This window comes from Marinobacter nauticus, from assembly GCF_003634635.1.
GTDB lineage: Bacteria > Pseudomonadota > Gammaproteobacteria > Pseudomonadales > Oleiphilaceae > Marinobacter > Marinobacter nauticus.
In genome coordinates this window covers 642,375-666,085 of sequence record NZ_RBJB01000002.1, presented here as the reverse complement: position 1 = coordinate 666,085, position 23,711 = coordinate 642,375, and the positions used below count along the sequence as shown (strand labels likewise).

Below are 23,711 nucleotides of genomic sequence, written 5' to 3'. Positions count from 1 at the left end.
AAGAGGGGAGGGTGTGAAGTTGAGAGTTTTGCTCAAAGTTGTTGTTGTCTGTTTGGTGTTCGGGTCGGCCAGCGCTGCGGCCCAGCTGGTCAAGAAGTCGAAGTCCGGAATCTGTCATCCGCCAGCAAGCTCTCACTATGAGCGCACAAAGAGTTACCTGGCGTTCGATTCGGTTTATGCGTGTCTACAGTCTGGGGGCCGTCTGCCAAAGAGCCTGAGCGGGTACCCGGCAATTGCCAATGCAGAGCCGATCAGCCGGCAACCCGCCAGCCCTGGCTATGACAGAGCCCAGTTCGGCCACGGATGGGATGATGCAGACGGAGACTGCCAGGACAGCAGGGCAGAGGCGCTGATCTCGGCTTCAACAACACCTGTGAGGTTTGCGGATGAAAAGCGGTGCAGGGTGGTCACAGGCCGCTGGATCAGCATGTTTACCGGCGCCGTGATCCAGAATGCGGGGGATATCGACATCGACCACGTGGTGCCCCTGAAGTGGGCCTGGGATCACGGCGCCAGCTCCTGGACGAAGGAAAAGCGGGAGAAATTCGCAAACGATCCGGTAAACCTGATACCAGTAGAGGCCAGCCTGAACCGCAGCAAAGGCGCCCAAGGCCCGGAAAGCTGGTTACCGCCCTCCGGCAAATGCCAATACGTCAGTCGGTTTGTGAGGATAGTGAAGGTCTACGGCCTGCAGCCAGATCAGGCCAAGTTCAACCGTTACAAGCAGCAGCTGGCGGATTATTGCGGATAAGAAAAAGCCCGCTCAAAGGCGGGCTTTTTTACTCGGGTGCTACCAACTGTAGCGGTACACCGCTTGCGTCTATGCTTGCGTCAGCCAGAATGGATCTAGCCTTCATGACCATCAAAGGTTCCATGATTTTACTAAAGCTACGCACTGCGCTGTCATCCAAGTCTTGAAAATCATCATCACTCAAACCGTGCTCAAGCGGCAACTCAAAACGTCCGGTGCCACTTAACTTGAGAGAGGCGGCAATACTGTCGTCTGTGACTTCGCCTTCTTTGCCTTTGATAAGGTCAAGGTCGAGCGATAATGTGCAGAAAACAAAATTCTCATCCATCCCAAAGTTCAAGGTGGTTTCTACACTGACGCGACCAGGCGCCGGATCGTCATCGTATCCAGGGACGTTGAAGTCGATTTGGTGAAATCTTATTTCCCAAAGCCTGTAGTCATACGCGCTGATTTCAGTGGCCATTAGCGCTACTCACCTCTATAACGAAAGATGTCCCTTTCATTGAAGGATAGTTTCTCGATGGCTGTGACTCCCTTCTACGAATGGTAGACCCGGAATGAGCCTGGCTTATATCGAGATATTGAGATTGATACTCGAACACATAGCGCTTCAAGTTGTCTCGTACGTCGTTCAGAAGATCAGATGAAGAGGGAGCCTCTTGAACGAATTCGGAAACGGCCTTTATAACCGCTTCGTTAGTGTTGATGCCTAATTCTGAAGCCTTATACGCAAGGCTTTTGTGGAGCTCTGGGCCGATCCGAACATTGAAGCTTCCCTTGAACGGCTTGTTTGGCTCTTGGCCAAGCTCTGCACAAGTCTCCAGGTAATCATCAACAGCGGCCTCAAATTCCCTTCGCAGACCATCCACAGAGTCTGATTCGTAAGTTACCAAGTCATTGATGTACAGAAGCTTGCCGTGCAGACAGCAGTCGTCTGCATCAATCTCCATAGAACCTATCTGGCCTCTATATTTAAAAACTTGATCACTCATAGAACTCCCCTATTCGTAAGGGTATCAACAGCAGCACGAAGAGCCCTGGGCTTAACCTCAGGGCTTGGGTGCGGAACGTGGAAAAATAACCTGACCGGCTCACCTCCATCGGGCGCTTCATTCAGTATGAATCTGACCCTTGAGCCGTCTTTTTGAATCTCTTCAAAACCTTTAGATAACAGAAAAGCACGCAACTCCCTCCATTGCACATCCTTCGGTGTTGGGGTCTTCCTTAGTTTTTCAGCGAACTTATCTTGCTTGCCCACAATTCTAGGTTCCCAAATCTGAAATGCAACTAGATTTTAGTTGCAAGCTTGTAACTCATCGCAATACTGACCACCAAAACACTCTGCCGATCACGCGCACATTGGCTGCCATTTCTTCAGCGGTCACTTCTTCAACTGGATGTTCACTCGCATTCTGGCTAACGATCTTGATACCACCACCTGGTCGGCGGTGCAGATACTTCACCCGAAGCATGCCGCCGTGGTCGATCGCGTAGATCTCGCCATCCTTGATGGTCTTATCGGCAGTGTTCACACCAACACAAGTACCATCCGGCATGACTGGTTCCATGGAGTTGCCACGAACAAAGGCACAGGCCGCGGCTTCAGCTGGAACGCCGGCCCGGCTCAATGTGGACTTTGCAAACCGTAGCTTTGCACCGTGATTCTCTATCACCTGAGTGGCGCCGGCACCGGCCGCCAACTCGACTTCCCTGAATAGAGGCAATTCCACTTCATCCTCATCCAATGGCGTTTGGCTATCCCAAGCGTCCATATGCCCGAAGAACTCAAGCTCGTCTTTTTTGGGTTGTCGGAGCTCTCTGACTAGTTGTCTGTCGAGTTGGTCATGATAGGCGGCACTTTGAATTAGCTCTTCATCAAGCTCCGGGTCGAAGCCGCCCATATTCTCGTCATTGAATCGGTCGAAGATCTCACGGTCAGTTAGATCCTTATCTTCTGGCCGACGATGCTTGTCGGCGACCTGTTTGATAATTCTTTCAAACAATCCCGTTACTTGGTCTCGAGCGGGTTCCTTGCCGGTCAGCAGCCACTCCACACTTACATTCAGCGCTTTCGCGAGTTCTGAGGCCTTGCTGGACTGCTTGCTGTCTCTTTTTTCGAGCGCGCCAATAGCGGCCTGCGTCATTCCGACAGCCTCAGCCAATTCACTCTGGGACATGCCCGCGGCTTGCCGGGCTTCTTTGAGTCTCTGTCCTAATGCCATTGCGACCTCAAGTGCATAAAAACCCAATTTAAAACAAATGTTATAAAAGCGTCCAACAACAACTGTTGACAACAAAAACAACTAGTGTTGTTATTGTGCCGATGCGGAGGGAGGCATTGATGAGTACGAAAGCCCTGAGAAAGGCCATTTCGATTGCAGGCAGCCAAACACTTTTAGCGAAAAGCCTCGGGCTATCGCAGCCATATATCTGGAACTGGCTCAATCGAGACCATGCCGTTCCTGCGGAGTTCGTCATACCTGTATCGAGAAGTGTCGATTGGGCGGTGACGCCGCATGAACTTCGTCCAGATATCTACCCACATCCTGCCGACGGCCTCCCGCTGAGCAAGCGTGACGGAGAAGCAGCGTGATGAGTTTATTTCAACAAATTCGGGCTGGCGGATTACCCGGTTGTTTGGGGGTGGATAAACAACCAGTGGTTTGGCTCCAGGTGGAGCCGGCATCGGGAAGTGTCCTTTCCGTTTAAAACGGGAACCTTCCAAGAGGGCATTTCACCGATGCCAATGGCATCACCAGCGATGACAAGCTGCATGTTGAAAACCTACGAGGCGAACCCGGGCCCGCCTTAAAGCCCGGCAACTGACGACGAGGTACATCGGATGGCACGACGGAGAATTGCACTTCTCTTATCGGCTTCTGCGGTATTTGCGTTGTGTTCGCTGGCCTCAGCGCCAGCTGCTGCGGAAGTGAGCGAAGAGCACGTTCTGCAGCTCGTTCCGGCGGAGCAATCCGCTGCGACTACTCCGGTTTGTGGCCTGGGTGAAGTAACTGAAAACCTGATCCAACCGGAACGATTGCCAGGGTCACCCGGCGGGGTGCACGTGATCGGGGGCGGTAGCTCCAATTCCAAGCTCACCGTAGCTGCAAAAGAGACGCTGCCCGGGGGTGCAGCTGGCGTTGCCGCCACCGGTATACGCGGCCCTGACACCGCCTAAATGAATTGCTCAGACGAGCACGAAGCCGGGAGTGGCTTCTTAATGAGGCCACTCCTTCGGATTCGAGGAACAACAAACTGGGGGATCACATGTTTTTCAGAAATATCCGAATGTTCCGTTTCACCCGGCCAATCGAGATCACCGCCGAGCAGCTGGAGGAAAAACTGCAGGCGGATGCCTTCAAGCCGTGTGGTCCACAAGAGCAGAACCGCCGCGGCTGGTGTACTCCGCTGGGCAAGCACAGTGAACAGCTGGTGCACGCTGCCAATGGCGACCTGCTGATCTGTCTGCAGCACCAGGAGAAGCTGTTACCGGGCCCGGTGGTCAAGGAATTCGTTGAAGAGCGTGCCGAAGCCATCGAGATCGAGCAGGGCAGAAAGGTGCGCCGGAAAGAGAAAGACGAGATCCGGGAACAGGTGATTCTGGAAATGCTACCCCAGGCATTCCCGCGTAACCGCAAGACCTACGGTTACCTGTCCGCGAAAAACGGTTACCTGATCGTTGATGCCGGAAGCGCCAAAGCGGCGGAAGACTTCGCCAGCACACTGCGCAAGTCGCTCGGATCCCTGCCTGTACGCCCGCCTGCTGTTGAGCAAAGCCCGGCGTTCACGTTCACCGGCTGGATTAACGAAACCATTGATCTGCCCGATGTGGCGGTGCTTGGCGCCGACTGCTGGATGGCTGACCCCTCAGAAGACGGCGGTAAGGTCATTGCCCGCGGCCTGGACCTGAAGGCAGACGAAGTACGCAATCACCTGGAAGCTGGGATGCAGGTCACCAAGGTGGCTCTGACCTGGGATGACAACGTTTCCTTTTGCCTGGATGAAACCCTGGCGATCACCCGCGTGAAGTTCGGCGACACCCTGAAAGAGCAGCTGGACGACATTGATACCGATGACGCTTTGGCGAAGTTCGACGCCGGGTTCTGCCTGATGACTCTGGAGCTGGAGCGAATGATTCCGGCGTTGTTGGAAGCGCTGGGCGGCGAGGATCGGTCTGCGATTGTTGAGGATGACCCCTTGGTGATCGGAGTGGATATGGCATCCGGGCCGGACACATCAGCCGGCATGCCCGGGCATGGGGAGGGGGAGGGCGCTGACCCGCTGTACTTCGAAGCCGTGCAGCTCGTTACCGAATCCCGCCGAGCATCGATCAGCAGAATCCAGCGCGTTTTCAAGATTGGGTACACCCGGGCGAGCCATCTCATGGATGAGCTGGAAGTAAATGGAGTGGTGAGCCCTGCTGACCATAACGGAGTCAGGGAAGTGTTGGCACCGAAACGGGCGGAAGTGACCGCCTAGAAAAGACAAAACCCCGGGTCATGGGCTGGCAGGCCTACCGGGGTTCTGTGGACGAGATAGGAGGAAGTATGCAGCAACTTATGCCGACAAGCAATGGGCAGTGGTTTAACAGGCCTCACGGCCGTGCCACGAAGCGGAGGGCCGGATGATGGGCGAGGTAGTGCAATTGAAGCCGGAGGTTTCCGTGTCTGAGCCGCGCCTTGATGAAGGCTACTGCCGTGTCGTTAATGCGCTGGCGGAAGGCCTGGCCAGTCACCCCCTTACATCGATTCAGCAGCGCGTGGTGTGGGCTGTTATTCGCATGACCTACGGGTGGGGCAAGCCCAAGGACGTTATCGCCTGTTCTCAGCTGGCGGAGATATCAGGGCTGACCAGGCAGCAGTGTAATACCGCGCTCAGTCAGCTGATCGAATACGGCGTCGTGATTCGGCTAGGGGGCAGCCGTTCGCCCATCAAGGTGAACACCAAAACATCCGAATGGAGCTTTCCAAAGAAGGACACAAAGGGCCGTTTTACCCCCTCAGTGAACAGTAATAATGAAAACTGTTCAGTGAACAGTAATTCTGTTCACTCAACGAACACAAATTCTGTTCACACCAAAGACAAAAGAAAAGTAAGTAAGAACACTGCGTGTTCTTCCTCGCAGAATTCCCCAACGAAATCCTCTCCAAAAATCCGGGAGGGGGCAGCCATCCAGAATAAATCCGGCACCCAATACGGCTACGCCGCTGATCTCGAGCTGGCGGAAATGATCGCCCAGGTGATCGATCACCGTCTGGGTCAGGACGCTCCCGCTAATCGCAACATGGCCAACTGGGCAAACACCGTTCGCCTGATGCGAGAGCAAGACAACCGAACCGATCAGATGATCAAGGCGCTATTCGCCTTCGCCATGAACGACTCGTTCTGGAAGGGGAATATCGAGTCTCCGGGTGCACTCAGGAGGAACTGGACGAAGTTGGCTATGAAGCGCAAGGCGCTACGCGAAGGGGGTACAGGCAATGCAAAAGGCGGGACTGATCATTCAGCAGGCTCTGGGCTCGACAGACAGTTCACAGACCTCAACCACGCTCGCAACACGTTCGAAGACTAGGAGGTTCACCGATGAAGAAATCGACAAGACCTCCATGTTTTTCGGCAGATTGGTCACGATCTATGGAAGGTCGAAAACCAAAACCATCTGGGGCGACAGCGAAGACCAGTTCCGGACCACTCGCCGGGAATGGGCCAAAGACATTGGCAAGCTTTCTCTCGAGCAGCTGGAGGTCATCTTTGACAAACTCAAACGCCGCCTTGCAAGGAATGATCGCCGCTTCGAATGGCCTGACATTCCCAAAATCCTGTCACTCGCCACAGAGCCAGAAGCCTACAGCTCACATGCCGTGTTCCCGACTGCATTGCCTGAGCCTGGCTGGCGGAAAGAACAGCGCCGCCGTTGCGGGTTGCTCGCAAGCCAAACCGTGCAAGCCGTCCTTGCCGGCCGTGCCTGTTTCATCGAGGAGCGCCCCAGCCATGAGTCATTCTGAGTACGGGAAGAAGCTGAGAGCCGCTGCAGAAGAGTACATCGCTGGCTGTGAAGCCAGGGCCGAGGAAAACCAGCTTTCAGATCGTCGCCTGGCGGTGAAATTCGAGTGCAGCCGACGCGCAATCTGCCGGGTTCTGGAAGGCCAGGACGTTCCAGGGCTTTCTGATGATGACTGCCGCCTGATCGTGGCATGCGCAAAAGAGCGTGACCGCCTGGCCTCTTTGAGCCCATACCGCTCAAAGGATCAGATCGCCAAGATCCACCAGATTTCGGTTCAGGCGTTGGACGCCCAGCTGTGGATGATGGACTGGGTAAACCCGTTGACCTCTCGGAAGAAGGAGGTGGCTGCATGAAACTTCCACGCAACGACAGCATTGCCGGCAAGGTTTTGCGCCTGATGCTGGACGGCAAGGCCCGCAGCAAGCTCGACATTACCGACGCCCTTGGCCTGCACCCAGCCAAAGAAATTACCGCCCGGCTGAGGGATTACCGGAAAGACGAGCCCGAGGGCTACTGCCTGGACGTTCGCCACTGGACGGAGAAAAGGGCGGGGGAGACCGTGCACGTTTACCAGGTGCACAACGCACCGCAGTGGATGCTGGACCAGCTGGCGGATGAACGCCGGAAAGAGCAGGGCATGGGGGTGGCGGCGTGACCAACCAATGTGACGGCTGCCAGCGCGGCCTACCTGTGACGCCGGAGGGCTTTCACCGCACCGAGACAGAGGTATTCGGTTGCACTCGCGCCCGCTATCAACTGGCCCTTGAGCCCAAAGAGCGCGACGTATGGCACCAGCCGCGTCGCCGCTCCCCGGCTCCGTTCACCTGCGGAGGCAAGCCATGACCCAGTTGCCCCAGGACGTTATCGACCACTGCCAGAAGCACCCGGGCTGCAAAGGGTGCCCGCTCGGCACCTGCACCGCCCCTCTGGTTCCTGTAACCGACGAGCGCTATGGCCAGTGGCTGGAATCCCGGATTGAAGCAGTACGTCAACTGGATGGAGGGCTGAAACCGTGAGAAGCCTGACTGAACAGCGGGCCTTCGACAAGAAGGTTCTGGAGTTCCTGGTGGGGCAGCCGCCCCAGACCGTTTGCAACGTGGCGATCGGCATCAGCGAATCTGCCGAGGATTCCCGGGCATCGCTTCACCGGCTGGCGGACAGCGGAATGGTGTTGATGGTTGGCCGGGCGGATGGCCCTGAATTGTTCCGTCTGAACGCTGGCGGGTATTCACCAGAGCCGGAGGCTGCGTGAAGAGATCTGGCCCTTCATTCCGCCAGCAGCAGGTAGAGCTGAAGACGTGCCCGGCCTGCCACGGCAGGGGAGTCGTTAGTGGCCTGTTCCATGAAATGCCGTGCCCTGATTGCGAGAGTAGCGGTTACGTCGCGAAAGACGCAGATCTCGCTCTGTCGGTTCAGGATCTAATTCTACAACTCAGGTTGGAATGTAACGAGAAGGCTACCGAGATCGAACGACTACGCCGCCAGCTGCTGAACACCAGCCCCACCGAGAACAAACACGGCCCGATGGGCACCTACTACCGGGGAGACTGAGCAGTGAACCGAGCAGAATTCAAGCGAGTGATGAAGGCCCGAGTGCATACGCCCAGCATCGGCACCGGCCAGACCCGCAAGCAGGACAAACAACAGATTTCCGAGCAACTGCGCCGTGATACAGAGGCCTTCATTGCCCGTGGTGGCCGGATTCAGGAGTTGGACAACCGGCAGTCCGAGTTCAAGCCAACGTGGGCAGCTTATGCCGCCAGCGCATTCGGGGAGCGGAACAATGAAGCGTAGCCCTCTCAAACGAAAGACTCCGCTCAAGGCCAAGGCCCCGATGAAGCGTTCCAGCCGGCCAAAGGCAACGCCCATTCGCCAGAGCGCAAATGGCCAGCCTTGCCAGGTGCGGGTGCCGTTCATCTGCAACGGGGATTCGTCCACCACGGTTCTGGCCCACCTGAATGGCGCCGGCCTGGCCCTGAAAGCCCATGACCACGAAGCGGCCTACGCCTGCAGTGCCTGCCACGAATGGCTGGATGGTGGTTACGTGAAGACCCACACCCGGGCCGAGCGTGATCTGTACCACCTGGAAGGAGTGATCAACACACAGCGCCTGCTGGTAGAGCAGGGGTACAAGTTCGTGAAGGTGGCGGCATGAGCGAGCTGGAACGAACCCTAGCTTTTCACATTCGCGCCCGGAAGTTACCAGCGCCAGTTCGGGAATACCGATTTGCGGCAGAGGCAACTGGCGGCACCGGCCCTGGCGTTCGTAAAAGGCTGGCGGATTCCGGATTGAAGGATTGGCGTTTCGATTTTGCTTGGCCTGGTTTGATGCTGGCGGTGGAAGTTGAAGGCGGTGCCTGGGTGGGTGGGCGTCATACGCGAGGCAAGGGCTTCATTGAGGATTTGAAGAAGTACCAGGAAGCCCAGCGCATGGGCTGGACGATTTACCGGACGGCCGGCGAGCTGATCAAGAACGGCGAAGCGGTGAAGACGATTCGAGAACTGATCGAAGCAGCGAGGACGTGAGCATGAAACTGGATGAAGCCCTGCTGGACTTTGCGACTGACCGCGAAAAGGAATATCTCAAGGCGGTGAACAAGCACGGTTCTCAGAAGAAGGCCGCTCAGGCTTTGAGCGTTAACCGCCGAGCCGTTGATAAGGCTATTGCCCGCCTGAAGAACCGAGCTTCCAGGCAGGGCTACTCCCCGGAACATGACATGAAGCGCCCTGTGCCTGACGGTTTCCACCTGAAAGGAACGTCCACCCTCTACGATGGCGACGGAAACCAGAAGTTGCAGTGGGTTAAATCCAATATCGACCACGAGCGCCAAACCGAGATTTTCCGCGAAGCCGTTGAAGGTATGGCCGACACGCTCCCGAGGATAAAGCCCAGGAAATCCGGGCCAGAGGATATCAACGCCGATTTGATGACGGTTTACCCGATTGGAGATGCCCATATCGGCATGCTGAGTTGGCCGGAAGAAACTGGCGAGGACTGGAATCTTGAAATTGCCGAGCGTGTTCACTGTGAAGCGATGGCCGATTTGGTGGACCGGTCACCGGCCAGCGATAAGGCGGTGGTGATCAATCTTGGCGATTGGTTCCACGCAGACAATATGCAGGGCGTGACCCAGCGCAGCGGCCACAGCCTGGATATGGATGGCCGTTACGCGAAGATGGTGCGGGTAGGTGTGAAGGTGATGCGCTTGTGTATCGAACGCGCGCTGGACAAGCACCGCGAAGTGCACGTTATCAACGTGATTGGCAACCACGACGATACCGGCGCTATGTTCCTTTCCATCTGTCTTCACAACGTCTACGAGAATGAGCCGCGAGTGATCGTGGATACTTCACCCTCTGCATTCCACTACATCCGCCACGGAAAGGTTCTGATTGGCTGCCATCACGGCCACAGCTGCAAGCCTGATGCGCTCCCCGGCGTTATGGCCACAGACCGCGCCAAGGATTGGGGCGAGAGCGAGCACAGATACTGGTATATGGGGCACGTTCATCACCAGGCCCTCAAGGAATATGCCGGGGTAACCGTCGAGTCGTTCCGAACGCTGGCGGCAAAAGACGCATACGCACACTGGGGTGGCTACCGCGCTCAGCGGGATACGAAGGCCATCGTCCATCATCGTGAGCTTGGGGAAGTCTCCCGGATTCACGTTCGGCCAGAAATGCTCAAGGGGGCGGCATGACCATAACACTCGGCTGGTGGCTCCTGCCGCTGGCAATCACCATCGGTGCATTCATGCACTTTCACCGGATATGGGTTAGAGGCTGCCAGGAGGGTATCGGCAAAGCGATCGCCACGGTTTTCGCGGTCTTTGCAGCTCTGAATGTCTCGCTGATTGCCTGGCTGGTCTGGGCCCTGATTGGGTGGGGGATAGCGCGGTGAGTGAGGTTGAAACAGTAAATCTCGGTGGAGAGTGCGGCTATTGCGGCCTGTTGTCTCCCGTTCACAAAGCGTCATGCCCGGTGGCAAAGGTTGTTCTGGATGGCGAGGTCAATACGAACGGCAGTCGATCGATCAAGGTGACCATGCCTCCGATTAAGTGGCCCTCATCGGAGGACATCGCTCGATGCTTTGAGCCGCTGAATGACTACCTGAATGGTCGGCCGCCCACGGTTAACGATGAGCCCGAAGGCGCCTCCGACCAAACCACCGAGCCGACAGAGGCAGGAGGAACACCGGAATATGAACGGTTAATCGAGGGCATTCTGGGCAGGAACCCGTCCCTCGCTGCTGCTATAGCAGAGCCCGGCGTTCCATATCACGAACTGATCTGCGGACACCCAGAGCCTGAGAAGAAGCAGGGCATGAAACTGGTTTACGTAGCCGGCCCCTATCGCGCCGAAACCCGTGAAGGTGTTGCCCAGAACGTAGCTGCCGCCCGTCACGTTGGCCGCCTGTGCGTTCAAAAAGGCTGGTTCCCCGTTCTGCCCACTGTAAACACCGCCCACCTCGACCACGATTTCCCCGGGCTGGCTGACGATCAGTATTGGCTGGACGGAACCATGGAAATGATGCGCCGGTGTGATGCCGTGGTTCTGGTGGATGGCTGGCAGTACAGCTCAGGTGCAAAGGCTGAGATTGAGGAAGCCCGGAAAATGGGCCTGAAGGTTTACATGAGCAGCCATGTGCTGCCGGAACTGGCGAAGGTGAACGCATGAAGATGAAGCGAACCCACAAGGGCCTGATGTACGGCATCGTGCCGGTCTATTTGGACTTCACCATTCCTCAATGTCCGGGTGTTGAGGGCAGGTTCTGGGGCTGCGAAACACTGCTGACCGCCTGTGATTTGGTTTTCGAGGTGAGCTGCTTTCTGATCTCGCTGGCTGACCCTGACTTCGAGCCGATGTTCCCGATCAAGATCACGGGGGTTCTCGACTGGGATGGCCCTGAAATTTCTGGTGTTCAGTAGGAGTTCTGATATGCGACTGATCGGCATTGCAGGAAAGGCCCGGAGCGGGAAAGACACGGTAGCTGCCTACCTGGTGAAAAAGCATGGCCTGCTGAAGTACAGCTTTGCGGATCCGATGAAGGCCGGGATCAAGGAAATGTTCGGGCTGACAGAGCAGCACGTAAACGGCGACCTGAAAGAGATCGTCATTCCCTGGCTGGGAGTTTCGCCCCGGCGGTTGATGCAGACCCTGGGCACCGAATGGGGCCGGGAAATGATCCGCCCTGATCTCTGGGTGATGCTGGCCCAGCGCCAATGGGATCAGATCCGCCAGCCAACGGCTGACACATTCAATGGCGGGATGATTGTTCCGGATATCCGTTTCGAGGAAGAAGCCGCGTTTATTCGCCGTAATGGCGGGCTGGTGATTCACATGTTCCGGGATGACCTGCAGCTGGTGGAAGCTCACAAGTCGGAATCCGGCGTGTGCTTCATGGACGGTGATTGGCTGATCGAGAACAACGGAACCATCGATGACTTGTATAACGAGCTGAGCCGGGAGTTTATCGGCCGGCTGGGCAGCGTGGCGTAAGGCAGCTCCGTGCTGAAGGAACACATCGAGGCCAACAAGCTGATCGATCTGGCGCACACCGGAGACCGTGAATCTTACAAGGCCCGGCTGGCGGAGTTGCAGAAGAAGTATCCGCCAGCAGTCTACGAATCCATCACCAGAAATGCCGCAAGGCAGTACAAAAGCGAAGTGAACGATTATCGGTATGTTGGCTGGCGGGCTGACTGGATCAATGAGAGAAAGGGCGAGGGCGAATCGAATGGCTGAGCAGAACCGGAAGACGGCAGAGCAGAGAGAGTTGCGGGCAAAGGCCGAGGCCGTGGTGGATAACTTCATCGACTACTTGCTGGCCATCCGCCGGGTAGATGATATCGCCCATGAGGGGCGGCACATTCTGGGTATTTACCAGTCGCACGGTGAGATCCCGCGGGGCTCTGGCTTCAGTGGTTTTTGCACCCTGGCCGCGAAAGTCGATCGTATCCGCTTCCAGGAAGTAACCAGCCGAATGGTTGAAGCAGACAGCATCGTCGGCCAGCTGGCGGAAGACCACCAGGAAGCAGTATGCCTGGACAAGCTCCTGCGCGGAAAAACTCGGATTGTGGCCATCGATCCTCTCAACGAGAAGCGGCTGGAGATCACCTACACCACTGCCTACTGCGCCGAGCTTTTGGGGCTGTCCCAGGACACCTACCGTAAGCGGGTGAGCCGTGCTTATCAGCAGATCGAAAATGTTCTACAACCGGTCAGCCAGGTTGCTTGACAACCGGTCACAAACGAATACACTGATTAGTAACTTCAAAGTATTGCCCCACAAGAAACCGCCCTCGAAAGAGCTGGCGGTTTTTTTGTGCCTGTTTATCTCTTCTGCCAGTCCGTAAGTGCAGACAGAGTTACGGCCCCGTTCAGCGCGGCCAGCCCGAATACCTGACGACCTGTGCGCCAGCAGACCCCTACCACCCTTGCGGTGGCTTTTTTGTTTCTGGAGGCCCGGCCATGCGCCGACTCACTCAAATCATCGATGACTTGATTGAGCGCGAAGGCGCTTATGTCGATCACGCAGACGACAAGGGCGGCCCCACCATGTATGGCATCACCGAGAAGGTGGCGCGGCTGCATAAGTTCGACGGTCCTATGTCGCACATGCCGAAGACTTTGGCTATCGCCATCTACAAGGATCAGTACTGGACCGCTCCGAACTTCGACCGCGTGGCCATGCTGAGCCAGAAGGTTGCCGAGGAACTGCTGGATACCGGGGTCAACATGGGTATTGCATGGGCGGGCAAGTTCCTGCAGCGCAGCCTGAACGCGTTGAACAGCCAGGGCACGCACTACAGCGACCTGTCGGTAGACGGCCTGATCGGGAACAGCACCCTTGGTGCACTCAAGGACTACCTGGACCGCCGGGGCAGGACTGGCGAAGACGTTCTGATGAAAGCGCTGAACTGCCTGCAGGGCACCCGGTATATAGAGCTTGCCGAGGAGCGCGAACGCAACGAATCCTTTGTTTTCGGGTGGTTTGACCACCGAATCAGCTTCTAAGGACTACGGATGCCTGACACTGACCGCTCAGACCGTTGGCACCTCGATAAGGGTATTGGTGTTGCCCATATCCTGACCACGTTCAGTTTTGTGCTGTGGGGTATCTGGTACCTGGCTGGCCAGGAGAGCCGCATCAGTCAAACAGAACTGAACATCAAGCACCTGCAGGAAGCCCGCGTTTCAGACCAGGCAAGCGCACAACGCCAGTACGACGAATTCCGAACCGATCTCCGGATGATCAACGCCAAGCTTGATCGTCTGATCGAATACCAGAGCCGCAGCAATGGCAGATAGTCACCCGAATCCCAATCAGTGGTGGTATCACCGCCGCCTGATGGCCTACTTCAGTCTGGCCTGTTTGACCGCGCTGCTGATTGGCATGTTCGGCGGCCGTGTGCCGGTGGCCATGCTCCCCCTGGCTGAAACCCTGGCCTGGGTGTTCTCCGTGAACCTTTTGTACTACTACGGCGGCAATGCCGTCGCTGAGTGGCAGAAGAAATGATCCTGCAAGCCCTCAAGGCCAAAGCAGCCCCATACCTGCTGCCGGTCATCGGAACTCTGGTGGTGGTTGCTGCTGGGGCGTTCTGGTGGCTTTGGAATGACCGGGAGCAGCTGCTGCAGAAGACCGCTCACCAAAGCCAGCTACTCAGCCAGGCAGCCAATGCCAGCCGCGAGAACCTGTTGGCCATTGATTCCCTGACCGCAGCCATTGCATGGCGAGATCAGAAAGCCCTGGAACGCCAGGATCGCCTTGCAAAGCGCGAACACGAACTGGCCCAAGTGCGCGGCGAACTCGAAGAGGCAATGAAAGATGCTCCGGACTGCGTTAACCAGCCTTGGCCTGATGCTGTTTTTGACATCATGCGCCGAGACACAGTACTTGACCCGGACCGTGTACGTTCGGGAGCCGGTGCCAGCGGAGTACCTGCAACCGACTCCAACGCCCGGGCCGGAGGTTAATGTGATTGGCTACTGCCCGGACTACGTGGAAGTTCTGAAAGACACGATCACCTCCTGCAATGACGACAAGCTGGACGCTCTGGATTGGGACAAGGACCAGGCCGAGCGAGTCAACCAGTTAAACCAGTCGGCGCCTGAGACCGATAGCCGCTAGACCAAGGGCGAGCAGGGATAGAGCGGCTGGTTCAGGAACTGAAATTACGCGTTTCGTGGCAGCCCTGATCACGCCCCCGTACCAGTGTTCGTCGCCCACAAGCTGAAAGTCGAAAATTGTTTCAGCAGAGTTGAGCGTGTCCAGGTAATTGAGGACCGAGCCGTTAAAGTCTCCTTGATTGTGCTCCATGTAGAACTGCCAGATCTTGGTGCTGGGATCGCTGAACGAAGCAATCAGAGAAAAGCCGTACTGGGCAGTTCCGACTGGTGGGATCGATATGATCGGTGCGACTGCGCTCGTTGCGACAAGGTTAGCAAAGCCACTGTTGTACGAGAATTGCAGAAATGTTTCGGTAGAGGTATCCACAAGCAGTGTCGCGATTCCGGCTTTAGATTCAACTACACCGGTTCCAAGGCCGAGCTTGTAGGTTTCCATATCATACGAATACTCAATAAGTGCTGCCTTAGCTGGCCCAGCGACGATAAGTGCAACGAAAAGCATCCATTTCATGGTTCTGTCCTTGATAAATGACGAGGGCGAAGCCAAAGCAAGAAACCTGCCTAGTCAATTAAAACAGGGCGTTAGAGCCAGTGATTGCGCATTCATGTAAAGAATGTTGACGGGGTAGCGTGGCTTGGTGTTATCAAATCCAGTGAGGAATACGAATGCTGACCTCAGATTCGCCGGCGAACATCCTTGCTTCTCGGAATCTGGCGATGGCTCTGAGTCAAGGTGGTGGTGCGGTCTCCGGCTTTGCCGCGCAACCAGGCTTCACCCTGACTGACAATGGTGATGGCACATTCACGATCAACGATGCTCAATCCAGATTTGGCATCAAGCCCAATGCGGCGAAACCGGTTTGGTTCTTTGACTTCGGATCAGGTTCGGATCAGCCGCATCCTGCTCTGAGCCGCAATCAAAAGGCTCTTGTCTGGAATGCTTCTTCAGGGCCGAGCACAGAAATCAAAAGGCCTAACGCAACGCATGCCATGGTTATGGACGCCGGCATTGGTGGTAAAGGCACTGATCCGCTGTTCGCCGGTGATGGCGACAAGACGCTGACTCTTCCCCCGAATGCCGGGAGAAAGTATTTCAGGTATTTGGATACCTATAATGATTTTACGATTGCTGATCTGAACGCCAGAATCGAAGCGATTACATCTGACCCCACCTTCTACGCACCCAACCTAAAGGCAAACCGCTGGCAGTCAGAGTCCGCCCAGAGTGTTGCGGGAGCCCCCTACACGCCAAACTACTATCAAGCGAATAGTTATAGGTTTCAATTCCTCGGCGACGCGGCGGGCGAATACGACTCAGAGATGTACAAGCTTTCAACAGCTTGGGCTGCGAAACACTGGGAGGTACAAGAGGAGTACCACGAGATTTCCTCGGCAGCTGGGGCAACGGACGCCAGCATGTATGGCGTTTTGGATGGTGTAGAGAAATTCTCCAGACTCAATCAGGACTCCCATAACGGATTGGATCCGTCAGACCCTGCTTATCGCTGGAATCATTACAAGGTAATGAATTTCGAGGTTTGGGCGGATCCTGGTTATGCCCGCTGGTTTACAAACGTCCTTTATATCGATGACTCCTGGTGCCGCGTTTACATTACGGACAAGCCGGCATGGAACCCGGGCGAGCAAAAGGCAATGGAGATCCAGGTGCCAACAGCATGGATCGCTGATGACCTAACGTTCTTCAAGCGGAATGGGCAGTTTTCAAGCTTGTCCGGTAAGCACTTGTGGGTTGCTGATAACGACGACAACAAGATTCTCATCGGGAGCTGGGACTGATGCCGTTTGTAAAGGTCAACTATTACGCTTCTGCGAGTGGTTTTAGCGCCCTAGCGGGTTTTAACAATGTCAGCGACCCGTCAGCAACCGGGGTGGTGGTTGCTGATATGCAAGAGCCTGACGGCACCCCCACTGGCTATACGCTCACCCACCCAACAGCATTCGGCGGGGCCACTGGGGCTTTGGCTTGGGCAACCTCAAGTCCTGATCCAGACTTTCCGCTCGAGTGGTGGCGCTCGGCCTTCTACGTTGATGTGGGTAACACGGCTCAGATTGGGAATTTGCCAGCTGGTGCTCCGTATACGCTGAAGGCTGCAGGCAATAACGGAAGCAGCCGGTCCACCCAGTACGGTGTAACAAACGCCGACACGACGCCCCAGTCCTATACGGATTCCGGGGCTCTTGATCCAGTAGAAGCGCCTGTTGTATTTACCGGCACTGTACCTGGCGACGGTATACTGACTCTGACGAACACTGAGCTGAACGCCTTTGCTTACACCAACGGCTTCAGTCTTGATGTACAGGTGGCAGCCGGCCCCTCAATCACCGCCGCTGACGACATCACCGACGAATCCCAGACAGCTACTTTCACCCTGTCTGGCAACGAGAATGCGCCAACAGGAATCACCATCAACGGTGAAGCCGGCAGCAACATCACCTTTGTTTCTGAAAACACCGGGGCCGGTACCGAAACCTACAGTTACGAACCACCCCTGATTGCCGACGATGACACGGCCGATTTGGTGGTCGGCGTGGATGGCACCACCGCCGGCGCAACCATTGCCTACGCCAACAGCTACGACCGGGACCAGCTGACACACCCAGCGACTGAGGCGGAGTACAGCGAAAACTCGCTGAGCTATCCCAACGCCTACGCAACCACTCAGCCCTATGAGTGGAAGGTGATCGCGGATGCCAATGCTTCTGTCGTCACCATCAATTGGAACGCCTTGGAAGCAGACGATGGCTTCCACAAGGACGTTTCCAGCTATGCCACCCCGGTTGCCAATGGTTCAACCACGGTCACGCTGGGCGTGTTCGTTCCTGAGACCGGCCAGGCCTATCAGTTCAACCGGACCATAACGGTATCAGGTGGCAGCGTTGTGGTTGAGGGTGAAGGCCTGTTCCACTCCCTATTCTCAGCGCTCGAAAAGTCATTGTTTAAGCCACTATTCAGGTAATCCGCCATGCCAGTGAACACACTTACCGCCGATGAGACAGACAAAGCCTTTGCAACCAATGCCGACGCAAAGCAGCACTATTTCCACTCCGAAACAGTGAACGCCGCTACAGGTGACTGGCTAATCATCCCCTCCGGTATTGGCGATGTTTGCCTGAGTGTCGCGCCTTCCAGCGGATCCGCCCGCGTTGAGTGGACCCAGGCCACGGTTGAGGATTTGGAAACCGGCTCCCCCCAGGCCCGTCCCTGGGATGCCGGGGATGTTTCTGCATTCACAAGCGCTGTGATGGCCTCAGTTGTGACTGCGGTGCGCTGCGTTTCCGATGGCCCCACCGAGTTTGTGGTGTCGGCGTGAAGATTACAGCGCCCGCCCGAGCTGTGAAGCCCGCCCCGGCTGTCCCTGGCCGGAAATCTCCGGGGACCCTGGGGCCGGCAAAACCCCGCGGGGACGGTGCAACCACGCGGTTTTCGTAAAATTTTTGGCGCCATATGAGGCCTCACCAGAGGTCTTTTTTTGTGCCTGTAAAAACAATCACTTAAATCTGATTCATCTGAGTATCCGAGGCAACGAGCGAGAACGATGTGGCAGGCGAAGTCAACAGCATTGCTGATGCGCACAACTGGTCGATCAGTCAGATTGCCCGTGCCTTCGGCATGGACCGCAAGACTGTTGCTCGACGCCTTGAAGACAGTCGGATAACACCGAGCGGCAAAAAGAACGGCTATCCCACATACGCACTTCGTGACGTTGGGCCGGCCCTGTTTTCTGAACATGTTCTATTCGACCCGGAAGATGACCCGTCGAACCTACCGCCCTCAGAGCGGAAAGCCTGGTATCAGTCGGAGAACGAACGGGTAAAGCTTGAGAAAGAGCTTCGTCAGCTTATCCCGGTCGATGAGGTTCATCTCGAAATGAGTCAGCTTGCAAAGTCGGTGACAACGACGCTCGACAGCTTGCCAGACATTCTTGAGCGCGATTGCGAGCTTCCCCCTGATTCTGTAATTCGCGTCCAGGAGACGGTCGATACGCTTCGCGAACAGATGTATATGAGAATCCTGCAGGATGAGGAAGACGAGGCCGAGTAATGGGCTCCCTTGCCAGCGCATCACAAATCAAGCGCCAAGTCGCTGAACTTATCAAGCCGCCTCGTCGCATCAACGTTAGCGATGCTTGCGTAGAGAACATGAAGGTCGTAGATGGCGGCGGAAAGATCGATCAGTTCCGCAAAGATCTAACGCCCTACATGAATCGGCCGATGGACTGCCTGTCCAGCCGGAAGTATGACGCTGTGATCTTTATTGGTCCTGCCCGTTCCGGAAAGACCAACTGCCTTCTGGATGGGTGGGTGGCCTACGTGGTCAGCTGTGATCCCGGCGATATGCTGATTGTTCAGATCAGCGAGGAAAAGGCTCGAGAGTACAGCAAGAAGCGTATTGATCGGATGCTGCGCAACTCCCCAAAGTTGGCGCCGTTAATGAGCTCACAAGGGCATGACAATAACGTCCATGACAAGACATTCAAGGCTGGAAACTATCTCGGCATTAAGTGGCCAACGGAAAATGTTCTTTCAAGCTCTGACTATCGTTTTGTAACCCTCACTGACTATGACCGGCTTGCGCTCAGCTTGAACCGAGGCGGTAGCCCGTTTCAACTTGCGAGCAAGCGGACACAGACCTTTATGTCATCAGGCATGACCCTTGTTGAAACATCGCCTGGCTGGGACATAGAGGATGCAGACTGGAAGCCGGACCCTAAATACCCGCACGCAGCTCCCCCGGTAAAAGGGGCTATGGCGCTCTATGATCTTGGAACCAGGGAGCGGTTGTACTGGCAGTGTGAAAGCTGTTCTGAATGGTATCAGCCGATTTTTGAGCACTTTAACATCCAGGCAGCGAAACCCTTTTGTCCTCACTGCGGGGTACTTGCGAAAGGGAAGCGAGAGCGAAACAAATCGGCAGAATGGGTTCCAGAAGGTTGCACGCTGACGACTTCTGGCGAACTGATAGGATCCCCGCGGGAAAGTCGTATTGCATCCTTTTGGATGGAAGGTCCTGCAGCAACATTCCAAACATGGGAAGAGCTAGCGGCCAAGTATCTCAGGGCTGAGGAAGTATACGAAAGGACTGGTTCCCAAGAAGACTTGAAAACAGTCGTCAATGTTGACTGGGGCCGCCCGTACCGATACCGGAAAGCGGAAAACGTTCGCAGCCGTGACGCCATTCAGGAGCGTGCGGAATCTCTCGGTGAACGTGTGGTGCCGGAAGGTGTTCGCAGCCTGTTTGCTTCAGTGGATGTGCAGGGCGGCAAGAAGCGCCGCTTCGTGGTCCAGGTATTTGGCTACGGCGAACACCGGGAGCGCTGGGTTATCGACCGGTTTAGCCTTCGGATGTCGGAGAGAACCGACGACAACGGTGAAAAACTGCGAATTGATCCTGCAGGCCATATCGAGGACTGGAACCTGCTGATCACCCACGTGATCACCCGAAAGTATCCGCTGGCGGACGGCAGTGGCCGTGAAATGCCGGTGCTGGCTACTGGCATCGATACTGGTGGTGAAGGCAAGAACGGCGGCCACGCCTCGGTTACTGAAAGCGCATACCAGTTCTACCGAATCCTGAAACGCCAGGGCCTGCACCGAAAGGTACGGCTACTAAAGGGCGGCAGTTCCCGCTCGGCGCCCCGGGTTAAGGAAACCTGGCCAGACAACACCGGCCGGAAAGACCGACACGCCAGCGCCAAGGGCGATGTACCGCTGTACCTGATCAACACCAACCTGGTGAAAGACACGATCAGCAACGCCCTTGAGCGAGAAGAACCCGGCCCGAACTACTTCCATTTCCCGGACTGGCTGGGTGAATGGTTCTTTGACGAGCTGACGTACGAACAGCGACTGACCAACGGTAAGTGGCAGAAGCCAGGTAAAGCCCCCAACGAAGCCTTTGACCTCTGTGTGTACGCCGATGTGGTGGCCACGCTCTACGGCTACGACAAGATCAACTGGGCGTCGCCCCCGCCGTGGGCCCGGGACTGGGACAACAACTCCGAGATCCAGGCCGATGGCGAACGCTCCGCAACCCGCAAATCAACAGTGCCACCGGCTCAACGCCAGAAACGGCGCTCCCGAATCAGGTTTCAGTGATGGCATTTACACAGGACGATCTGACAGCAATCAATGACGCGATTGCGACCGGCGAGCTGGAAGTACAGTTTGCGGACGGAAAGCGCGTCCGGTACCGCTCCATGAACGAGCTGATGCGATCAAAGCAACACATTCAAGAATCGCTCGATGCAAAAGGCGGCAAAGCGCCCAAGCGCGGGGTTCGCCTGAATGTGAACAAGGGGGTTTAAGGTGACCAAGCCAAGAATCCGTGTTCGCGCTGGTGAAGTGCCACAGTTCAAAGCCCAGGCGTATGAAGGCGCCACCCAAGGCCGCCGGGCCTCCGGATGGAGCGCCCCGGCCACCGGCCCGAACCGCGCATTGAATGGCAGCCTGAATACCCTCCGCAACCGGGCCCGCCAAGCCTACCGGAATAACCCGTGGCTTGAACGCGCCATTAGCCGGAACGTGGCCAACGAGATCGGCACCGGAATTACGCCGCTGTTCGAGTCTAGCAACGATGACTTCAACGAAGGGCTGTCCGATCTCTGGACGCCGTGGACGGGAATGTCCAGCCCGGACGGTGTTCTGGATTTCTACGGCCAGTTGGCACAGGCCTGTCGTAGCCGCCGCAGTGCGGGCGAAGTGTTCATCCGTCTGCGCTCCCGGCCGGCATCGTTTGGCATGGCCGTTCCGATTCAGCTGCAGGTTATCGAACCGGACCATGTGCCGGAGACGATGAACGAAACCCGCCCGAATGGTAACCGCATCATCGCCGGCATTGAGTTCAATAAGCGCGGTCAGCGCGTGGCCTACCACATGTATACCGAGCATCCGCAGGATGCGGACGGCAGCATGATGTCGCGGCAAACCATCCGGGTTCCGGCAAGCCAGGTGATTCACCACTATCTGCCGATTCGCCCCGGGCAGGTGAGGGGAGAGCCGGACGTAGTTCAGGCCTTACTGCGGGCCAAGACCTATGACAGCTACGAAGACAGCGAACTGGTGCGTAAGGAAACCCGGGCGCCTTTCACTGGCTTTCTGCAGAAAGAATACTCCGGTGAAAACGACTGGAACTTTGACCCGATCACCGGTGAGCCAGTGGATGGCGACGACCCTCTGCCAGAGATTAACGCCCAGCCCGGCACTGTGTTGACTGGCGCCGCCGGCGAGAAGCTCACTCTGTTCGATGGCGACAACACCGGTGCCGGCTATTCCGACTTCCAGCGCCAGCAACTGCTGGCCATCGCTGCCGGAACCAAGTCGCTCTATGAGTTGATGACCGGTGACTGGAAGAACATCAATGATCGTGTGTACCGGGCCATGATCAACGAATACCGCCGCGAGATCGAAATGGCCCAGGATCATCTGGCCATCCATCAGGTGTGTGAGCGGGTTGGGTTCTGGTTCACCGATGCCGCCGTTCTGACCGGTGCCGTTCGCGCCCCTGGCTATGCCGAGCGGTATGACGACTACAACCGCCGTGACTGGCGCACCCAGCGCTGGCCGCACATTCACCCTGAGCAAGACGTTAACGCAGTCGTGAAGGAAATCGAGAACGACCTGGAAAGCCTGGACGCCGCCACCGCCAAGCGTGGTTATCGCGGTAAGGATATCCAGCAGGCCAACGTCAACGCCCGCAAACGCAAGTCAGACATGCTCCGCAAGGCGGAGCTCACCGAAGAGGAACAGCCATGACCTGGTTCAAAGCTTTGGCCACCGGAGACGGTAAGGCTGACGTGACCATTGACAAAATCATTGCCTCAGATTGGACCCCTGATTGGGTGGTGGATTTCTTTGGCGAGAAATCGGCTCGGGATTTTATTGAAGCAATTGATGCCCTTGGCGATCTGACCGATATCCACCTGAAACTGAATACCCCGGGTGGTGATGTTTATTCCGGAATCAGGATTGCCAACTACCTCATTGAGCACAAAGCCAAGGTGCACGTAACAGTCGAAGGGCTGGCCGGAAGTATTGGCTCTGTAATCCTTCTGTCCGGCGATACCAGGACCATGCTTCTGGGTAGCCGCGTAATGACGCACAAGCCCTCCACCGGCTTGCAGGGCTGGTTCACCTCTGAGGATCTGAGGAATCATGCAGATCGGGTTGATGATATCGAAAGCGCCATCATCGAGATCTACACCAGCCGAACAGGTAAGTCGGAAGCAGAAATTCGCAACTTGCTTGAGCAGGGTGATCATTATATGGGTGCGGACGAAGCCCTTGAATGGGGGTTTGCCACTGCCAAGAGCGAGAAGCTTAAAGCTGTTGCATGCACTGATGCAGTCGTGTTTGAGATGCAAACTGACCTTATGGCCGCAAAGGCTACCGCGTCAGCGTTCGAGGCCAAGGCTGAGTCATTGACGAAGGAATTTGGCGAGCTAAAGGCAGAACTTGAAGCCTTCAAAAACCCAGTAGTCGCAACTGCAGACGAAGTGATCTCCATGTGTGCCGAGGCTGGCCTGGAATCCATGGCCGTTGCCATGGCCAAGGAAAAGCTCCCGCTTGCCACCGTTGAGGCCCGCCTGAAGCTCGCCGCAGAAGTGAAAGACATTGCCGCTGCTGGCGGACTGGACGCTGATGTCCTGATGCAGCACATCTCCAATCCCACACAGATGCTCCGGACCGCGATCACTGAGGCGAAAGCTTTGACTGATCAGGATCTGGATCATCACCACACGCCCGGCCCGGGCAAAGCAAAACAGCCTGACTTCTCGAAGGCATACAACCAACTGAACCAACGATAAC

General features: G+C 56.3%; 40 protein-coding genes and 1 pseudogene. 36 read left to right on the top strand and 5 right to left on the bottom strand.

What is annotated here, in order from left to right; all coding sequences use genetic code 11:
• Positions 1 to 13 precede the first annotated feature (13 nt).
• A complete protein-coding gene (locus tag C7436_RS03215) occupies positions 14 to 751 on the top strand; it encodes an HNH endonuclease family protein (RefSeq protein ID WP_228198047.1) in 738 nt (245 codons plus the stop codon).
• A 28-nt stretch (positions 752 to 779) separates the two neighbouring features.
• On the opposite strand, the gene C7436_RS03210 is transcribed toward C7436_RS03215, so the two are convergent.
• The 4 genes from C7436_RS03210 to C7436_RS03195 form a co-directional block, all read right to left on the bottom strand.
• Positions 780 to 1,214: a hypothetical protein gene (locus C7436_RS03210; RefSeq protein ID WP_121206699.1), complete on the bottom strand. Its 435-nt coding sequence runs from the start codon at positions 1,212 to 1,214 to the stop codon at positions 780 to 782.
• Positions 1,204 to 1,743, bottom strand: coding sequence for a type II toxin-antitoxin system HicB family antitoxin (locus tag C7436_RS03205; protein WP_121206698.1), 540 nt, complete (start codon positions 1,741 to 1,743; stop codon positions 1,204 to 1,206). The genes C7436_RS03210 and C7436_RS03205 overlap by 11 nt, the downstream gene beginning before the upstream one ends.
• Entirely contained in the window at positions 1,740 to 1,952 is a 213-nt protein-coding gene (locus C7436_RS19090; RefSeq protein ID WP_410110926.1) for a type II toxin-antitoxin system HicA family toxin, read from the bottom strand. Before C7436_RS19090 ends, C7436_RS03205 begins: the two co-directional genes overlap by 4 nt.
• A 112-nt stretch (positions 1,953 to 2,064) precedes the next feature.
• Positions 2,065 to 3,045 carry an XRE family transcriptional regulator gene (locus C7436_RS03195; RefSeq protein ID WP_147423422.1) on the bottom strand — a complete coding sequence of 327 codons (981 nt, stop codon included), beginning with the start codon at positions 3,043 to 3,045 and terminating at the stop codon, positions 2,065 to 2,067.
• Between the two features lie 47 nt (positions 3,046 to 3,092).
• On the opposite strand from C7436_RS03195, the gene C7436_RS03190 reads away from it, so the two are divergent.
• The 27 genes and pseudogenes from C7436_RS03190 to lysC all read left to right on the top strand — a co-directional run bounded on the left by C7436_RS03190 (position 3,093) and on the right by lysC (position 14,886).
• Positions 3,093 to 3,344, top strand: a complete 252-nt coding sequence (locus C7436_RS03190) for a transcriptional regulator (protein ID WP_211329843.1) — start codon at positions 3,093 to 3,095, stop codon at positions 3,342 to 3,344.
• 249 nt (positions 3,345 to 3,593) lie between these two features.
• Positions 3,594 to 3,929: a hypothetical protein gene (locus tag C7436_RS18670; RefSeq protein ID WP_147423421.1), complete on the top strand. Its 336-nt coding sequence runs from the start codon at positions 3,594 to 3,596 to the stop codon at positions 3,927 to 3,929.
• A gap of 89 nt (positions 3,930 to 4,018) precedes the next feature.
• Positions 4,019 to 4,942 (top strand): annotated as a pseudogene (rdgC, locus tag C7436_RS03185) (recombination-associated protein RdgC); the annotation flags it as partial.
• Between the two features lie 24 nt (positions 4,943 to 4,966).
• Positions 4,967 to 5,230 carry a DNA translocase FtsK gene (locus tag C7436_RS18905; protein ID WP_322934336.1) on the top strand — a complete coding sequence of 88 codons (264 nt, stop codon included), beginning with the start codon at positions 4,967 to 4,969 and terminating at the stop codon, positions 5,228 to 5,230.
• A gap of 145 nt (positions 5,231 to 5,375) precedes the next feature.
• Entirely contained in the window at positions 5,376 to 6,323 is a 948-nt protein-coding gene (locus C7436_RS03180; protein ID WP_121206693.1) for a replication protein, read from the top strand.
• A 34-nt stretch (positions 6,324 to 6,357) separates the two neighbouring features.
• Positions 6,358 to 6,756 (top strand): hypothetical protein, encoded by a 399-nt coding sequence (locus C7436_RS03175; protein ID WP_121206692.1) that lies wholly within the window; start codon positions 6,358 to 6,360, stop codon positions 6,754 to 6,756.
• Positions 6,743 to 7,108, top strand: a complete 366-nt coding sequence (locus tag C7436_RS03170; RefSeq protein ID WP_121206691.1) for a hypothetical protein — start codon at positions 6,743 to 6,745, stop codon at positions 7,106 to 7,108. Before C7436_RS03175 ends, C7436_RS03170 begins: the two co-directional genes overlap by 14 nt.
• Positions 7,105 to 7,410, top strand: coding sequence for a hypothetical protein (locus C7436_RS03165; protein WP_121206690.1), 306 nt, complete (start codon positions 7,105 to 7,107; stop codon positions 7,408 to 7,410). Before C7436_RS03170 ends, C7436_RS03165 begins: the two co-directional genes overlap by 4 nt.
• Positions 7,407 to 7,598 carry a hypothetical protein gene (locus C7436_RS18665; protein ID WP_147423419.1) on the top strand — a complete coding sequence of 64 codons (192 nt, stop codon included), beginning with the start codon at positions 7,407 to 7,409 and terminating at the stop codon, positions 7,596 to 7,598. The genes C7436_RS03165 and C7436_RS18665 overlap by 4 nt, the downstream gene beginning before the upstream one ends.
• Entirely contained in the window at positions 7,595 to 7,771 is a 177-nt protein-coding gene (locus C7436_RS18725; protein ID WP_158595254.1) for a hypothetical protein, read from the top strand. Before C7436_RS18665 ends, C7436_RS18725 begins: the two co-directional genes overlap by 4 nt.
• Positions 7,768 to 8,007: a hypothetical protein gene (locus C7436_RS03160; protein ID WP_121206689.1), complete on the top strand. Its 240-nt coding sequence runs from the start codon at positions 7,768 to 7,770 to the stop codon at positions 8,005 to 8,007. The genes C7436_RS18725 and C7436_RS03160 overlap by 4 nt, the downstream gene beginning before the upstream one ends.
• The gene (locus tag C7436_RS03155) at positions 8,004 to 8,306 is read left to right on the top strand and encodes a hypothetical protein (RefSeq protein ID WP_121206688.1); all 303 of its coding nucleotides are present in this window, start codon (positions 8,004 to 8,006) and stop codon (positions 8,304 to 8,306) included. Before C7436_RS03160 ends, C7436_RS03155 begins: the two co-directional genes overlap by 4 nt.
• Positions 8,307 to 8,309: 3 nt before the next feature.
• Positions 8,310 to 8,549: a hypothetical protein gene (locus C7436_RS03150; protein ID WP_147423418.1), complete on the top strand. Its 240-nt coding sequence runs from the start codon at positions 8,310 to 8,312 to the stop codon at positions 8,547 to 8,549.
• Positions 8,539 to 8,910, top strand: coding sequence for a nuclease domain-containing protein (locus C7436_RS03145; protein WP_228198046.1), 372 nt, complete (start codon positions 8,539 to 8,541; stop codon positions 8,908 to 8,910). Before C7436_RS03150 ends, C7436_RS03145 begins: the two co-directional genes overlap by 11 nt.
• On the top strand, positions 8,907 to 9,281 hold the full coding sequence (locus tag C7436_RS03140) for a hypothetical protein (protein ID WP_121206685.1): 375 nt from the start codon (positions 8,907 to 8,909) through the stop codon (positions 9,279 to 9,281). The genes C7436_RS03145 and C7436_RS03140 overlap by 4 nt, the downstream gene beginning before the upstream one ends.
• 2 nt (positions 9,282 to 9,283) lie before the next feature.
• Positions 9,284 to 10,456, top strand: coding sequence for an oxidoreductase (locus tag C7436_RS03135; RefSeq protein WP_121206684.1), 1,173 nt, complete (start codon positions 9,284 to 9,286; stop codon positions 10,454 to 10,456).
• Positions 10,453 to 10,656 (top strand): hypothetical protein, encoded by a 204-nt coding sequence (locus C7436_RS03130; RefSeq protein ID WP_121206683.1) that lies wholly within the window; start codon positions 10,453 to 10,455, stop codon positions 10,654 to 10,656. Before C7436_RS03135 ends, C7436_RS03130 begins: the two co-directional genes overlap by 4 nt.
• Positions 10,653 to 11,432 (top strand): DUF1937 family protein, encoded by a 780-nt coding sequence (locus tag C7436_RS03125; protein WP_147423417.1) that lies wholly within the window; start codon positions 10,653 to 10,655, stop codon positions 11,430 to 11,432. Before C7436_RS03130 ends, C7436_RS03125 begins: the two co-directional genes overlap by 4 nt.
• Positions 11,429 to 11,683 carry a hypothetical protein gene (locus tag C7436_RS03120; protein ID WP_121206681.1) on the top strand — a complete coding sequence of 85 codons (255 nt, stop codon included), beginning with the start codon at positions 11,429 to 11,431 and terminating at the stop codon, positions 11,681 to 11,683. The genes C7436_RS03125 and C7436_RS03120 overlap by 4 nt, the downstream gene beginning before the upstream one ends.
• Before the next feature lie 10 nt (positions 11,684 to 11,693).
• Positions 11,694 to 12,254, top strand: a complete 561-nt coding sequence (locus C7436_RS03115) for a deoxynucleotide monophosphate kinase family protein (RefSeq protein WP_121206680.1) — start codon at positions 11,694 to 11,696, stop codon at positions 12,252 to 12,254.
• 9 nt (positions 12,255 to 12,263) lie between these two features.
• On the top strand, positions 12,264 to 12,500 hold the full coding sequence (locus tag C7436_RS03110; RefSeq protein ID WP_121206678.1) for a hypothetical protein: 237 nt from the start codon (positions 12,264 to 12,266) through the stop codon (positions 12,498 to 12,500).
• Positions 12,493 to 12,993 carry a hypothetical protein gene (locus tag C7436_RS03105; RefSeq protein WP_121206676.1) on the top strand — a complete coding sequence of 167 codons (501 nt, stop codon included), beginning with the start codon at positions 12,493 to 12,495 and terminating at the stop codon, positions 12,991 to 12,993. Before C7436_RS03110 ends, C7436_RS03105 begins: the two co-directional genes overlap by 8 nt.
• Positions 12,994 to 13,226: 233 nt before the next feature.
• Complete coding sequence (locus C7436_RS03100; RefSeq protein ID WP_121206675.1) at positions 13,227 to 13,772, top strand: glycoside hydrolase family 108 protein; 546 nt, start codon at positions 13,227 to 13,229, stop codon at positions 13,770 to 13,772.
• A 9-nt stretch (positions 13,773 to 13,781) separates the two neighbouring features.
• Positions 13,782 to 14,066, top strand: coding sequence for a hypothetical protein (locus tag C7436_RS03095; protein ID WP_113879706.1), 285 nt, complete (start codon positions 13,782 to 13,784; stop codon positions 14,064 to 14,066).
• Positions 14,056 to 14,274 carry a hypothetical protein gene (locus tag C7436_RS03090; protein ID WP_121206673.1) on the top strand — a complete coding sequence of 73 codons (219 nt, stop codon included), beginning with the start codon at positions 14,056 to 14,058 and terminating at the stop codon, positions 14,272 to 14,274. Before C7436_RS03095 ends, C7436_RS03090 begins: the two co-directional genes overlap by 11 nt.
• Positions 14,271 to 14,732: a hypothetical protein gene (locus tag C7436_RS03085; protein WP_121206672.1), complete on the top strand. Its 462-nt coding sequence runs from the start codon at positions 14,271 to 14,273 to the stop codon at positions 14,730 to 14,732. Before C7436_RS03090 ends, C7436_RS03085 begins: the two co-directional genes overlap by 4 nt.
• Positions 14,617 to 14,886, top strand: a complete 270-nt coding sequence (gene lysC / locus C7436_RS19125; RefSeq protein ID WP_458367881.1) for an Rz1-like lysis system protein LysC — start codon at positions 14,617 to 14,619, stop codon at positions 14,884 to 14,886. The genes C7436_RS03085 and lysC overlap by 116 nt, the downstream gene beginning before the upstream one ends.
• Here lysC and C7436_RS03080 read toward each other — a convergent pair.
• Complete coding sequence (locus C7436_RS03080) at positions 14,851 to 15,396, bottom strand: PEP-CTERM sorting domain-containing protein (RefSeq protein ID WP_121206670.1); 546 nt, start codon at positions 15,394 to 15,396, stop codon at positions 14,851 to 14,853. The genes lysC and C7436_RS03080 overlap by 36 nt on opposite strands.
• Before the next feature lie 155 nt (positions 15,397 to 15,551).
• On the opposite strand from C7436_RS03080, the gene C7436_RS03075 reads away from it, so the two are divergent.
• The 8 genes from C7436_RS03075 to C7436_RS03040 all read left to right on the top strand — a co-directional run bounded on the left by C7436_RS03075 (position 15,552) and on the right by C7436_RS03040 (position 23,710).
• A complete protein-coding gene (locus C7436_RS03075) occupies positions 15,552 to 16,682 on the top strand; it encodes a hypothetical protein (RefSeq protein ID WP_121206669.1) in 1,131 nt (376 codons plus the stop codon).
• Positions 16,682 to 17,863 (top strand): hypothetical protein, encoded by a 1,182-nt coding sequence (locus C7436_RS03070; RefSeq protein WP_121206667.1) that lies wholly within the window; start codon positions 16,682 to 16,684, stop codon positions 17,861 to 17,863. The genes C7436_RS03075 and C7436_RS03070 overlap by 1 nt, the downstream gene beginning before the upstream one ends.
• Before the next feature lie 6 nt (positions 17,864 to 17,869).
• A complete protein-coding gene (locus tag C7436_RS03065; RefSeq protein WP_121206665.1) occupies positions 17,870 to 18,217 on the top strand; it encodes a hypothetical protein in 348 nt (115 codons plus the stop codon).
• A gap of 227 nt (positions 18,218 to 18,444) precedes the next feature.
• Positions 18,445 to 18,948, top strand: coding sequence for a DUF1441 family protein (locus C7436_RS03060; RefSeq protein ID WP_211329842.1), 504 nt, complete (start codon positions 18,445 to 18,447; stop codon positions 18,946 to 18,948).
• A complete protein-coding gene (locus C7436_RS03055) occupies positions 18,948 to 21,002 on the top strand; it encodes a phage terminase large subunit family protein (protein WP_121206663.1) in 2,055 nt (684 codons plus the stop codon). Before C7436_RS03060 ends, C7436_RS03055 begins: the two co-directional genes overlap by 1 nt.
• A complete protein-coding gene (locus tag C7436_RS03050) occupies positions 21,002 to 21,211 on the top strand; it encodes a phage head-tail joining protein (protein WP_121206662.1) in 210 nt (69 codons plus the stop codon). Before C7436_RS03055 ends, C7436_RS03050 begins: the two co-directional genes overlap by 1 nt.
• Position 21,212: 1 nt before the next feature.
• The gene (locus tag C7436_RS03045; protein WP_121206660.1) at positions 21,213 to 22,658 is read left to right on the top strand and encodes a phage portal protein; all 1,446 of its coding nucleotides are present in this window, start codon (positions 21,213 to 21,215) and stop codon (positions 22,656 to 22,658) included.
• Positions 22,655 to 23,710 carry a head maturation protease, ClpP-related gene (locus C7436_RS03040; RefSeq protein ID WP_121206659.1) on the top strand — a complete coding sequence of 352 codons (1,056 nt, stop codon included), beginning with the start codon at positions 22,655 to 22,657 and terminating at the stop codon, positions 23,708 to 23,710. Before C7436_RS03045 ends, C7436_RS03040 begins: the two co-directional genes overlap by 4 nt.
• The last annotated feature ends 1 nt before the right edge of the window (position 23,711 follow it).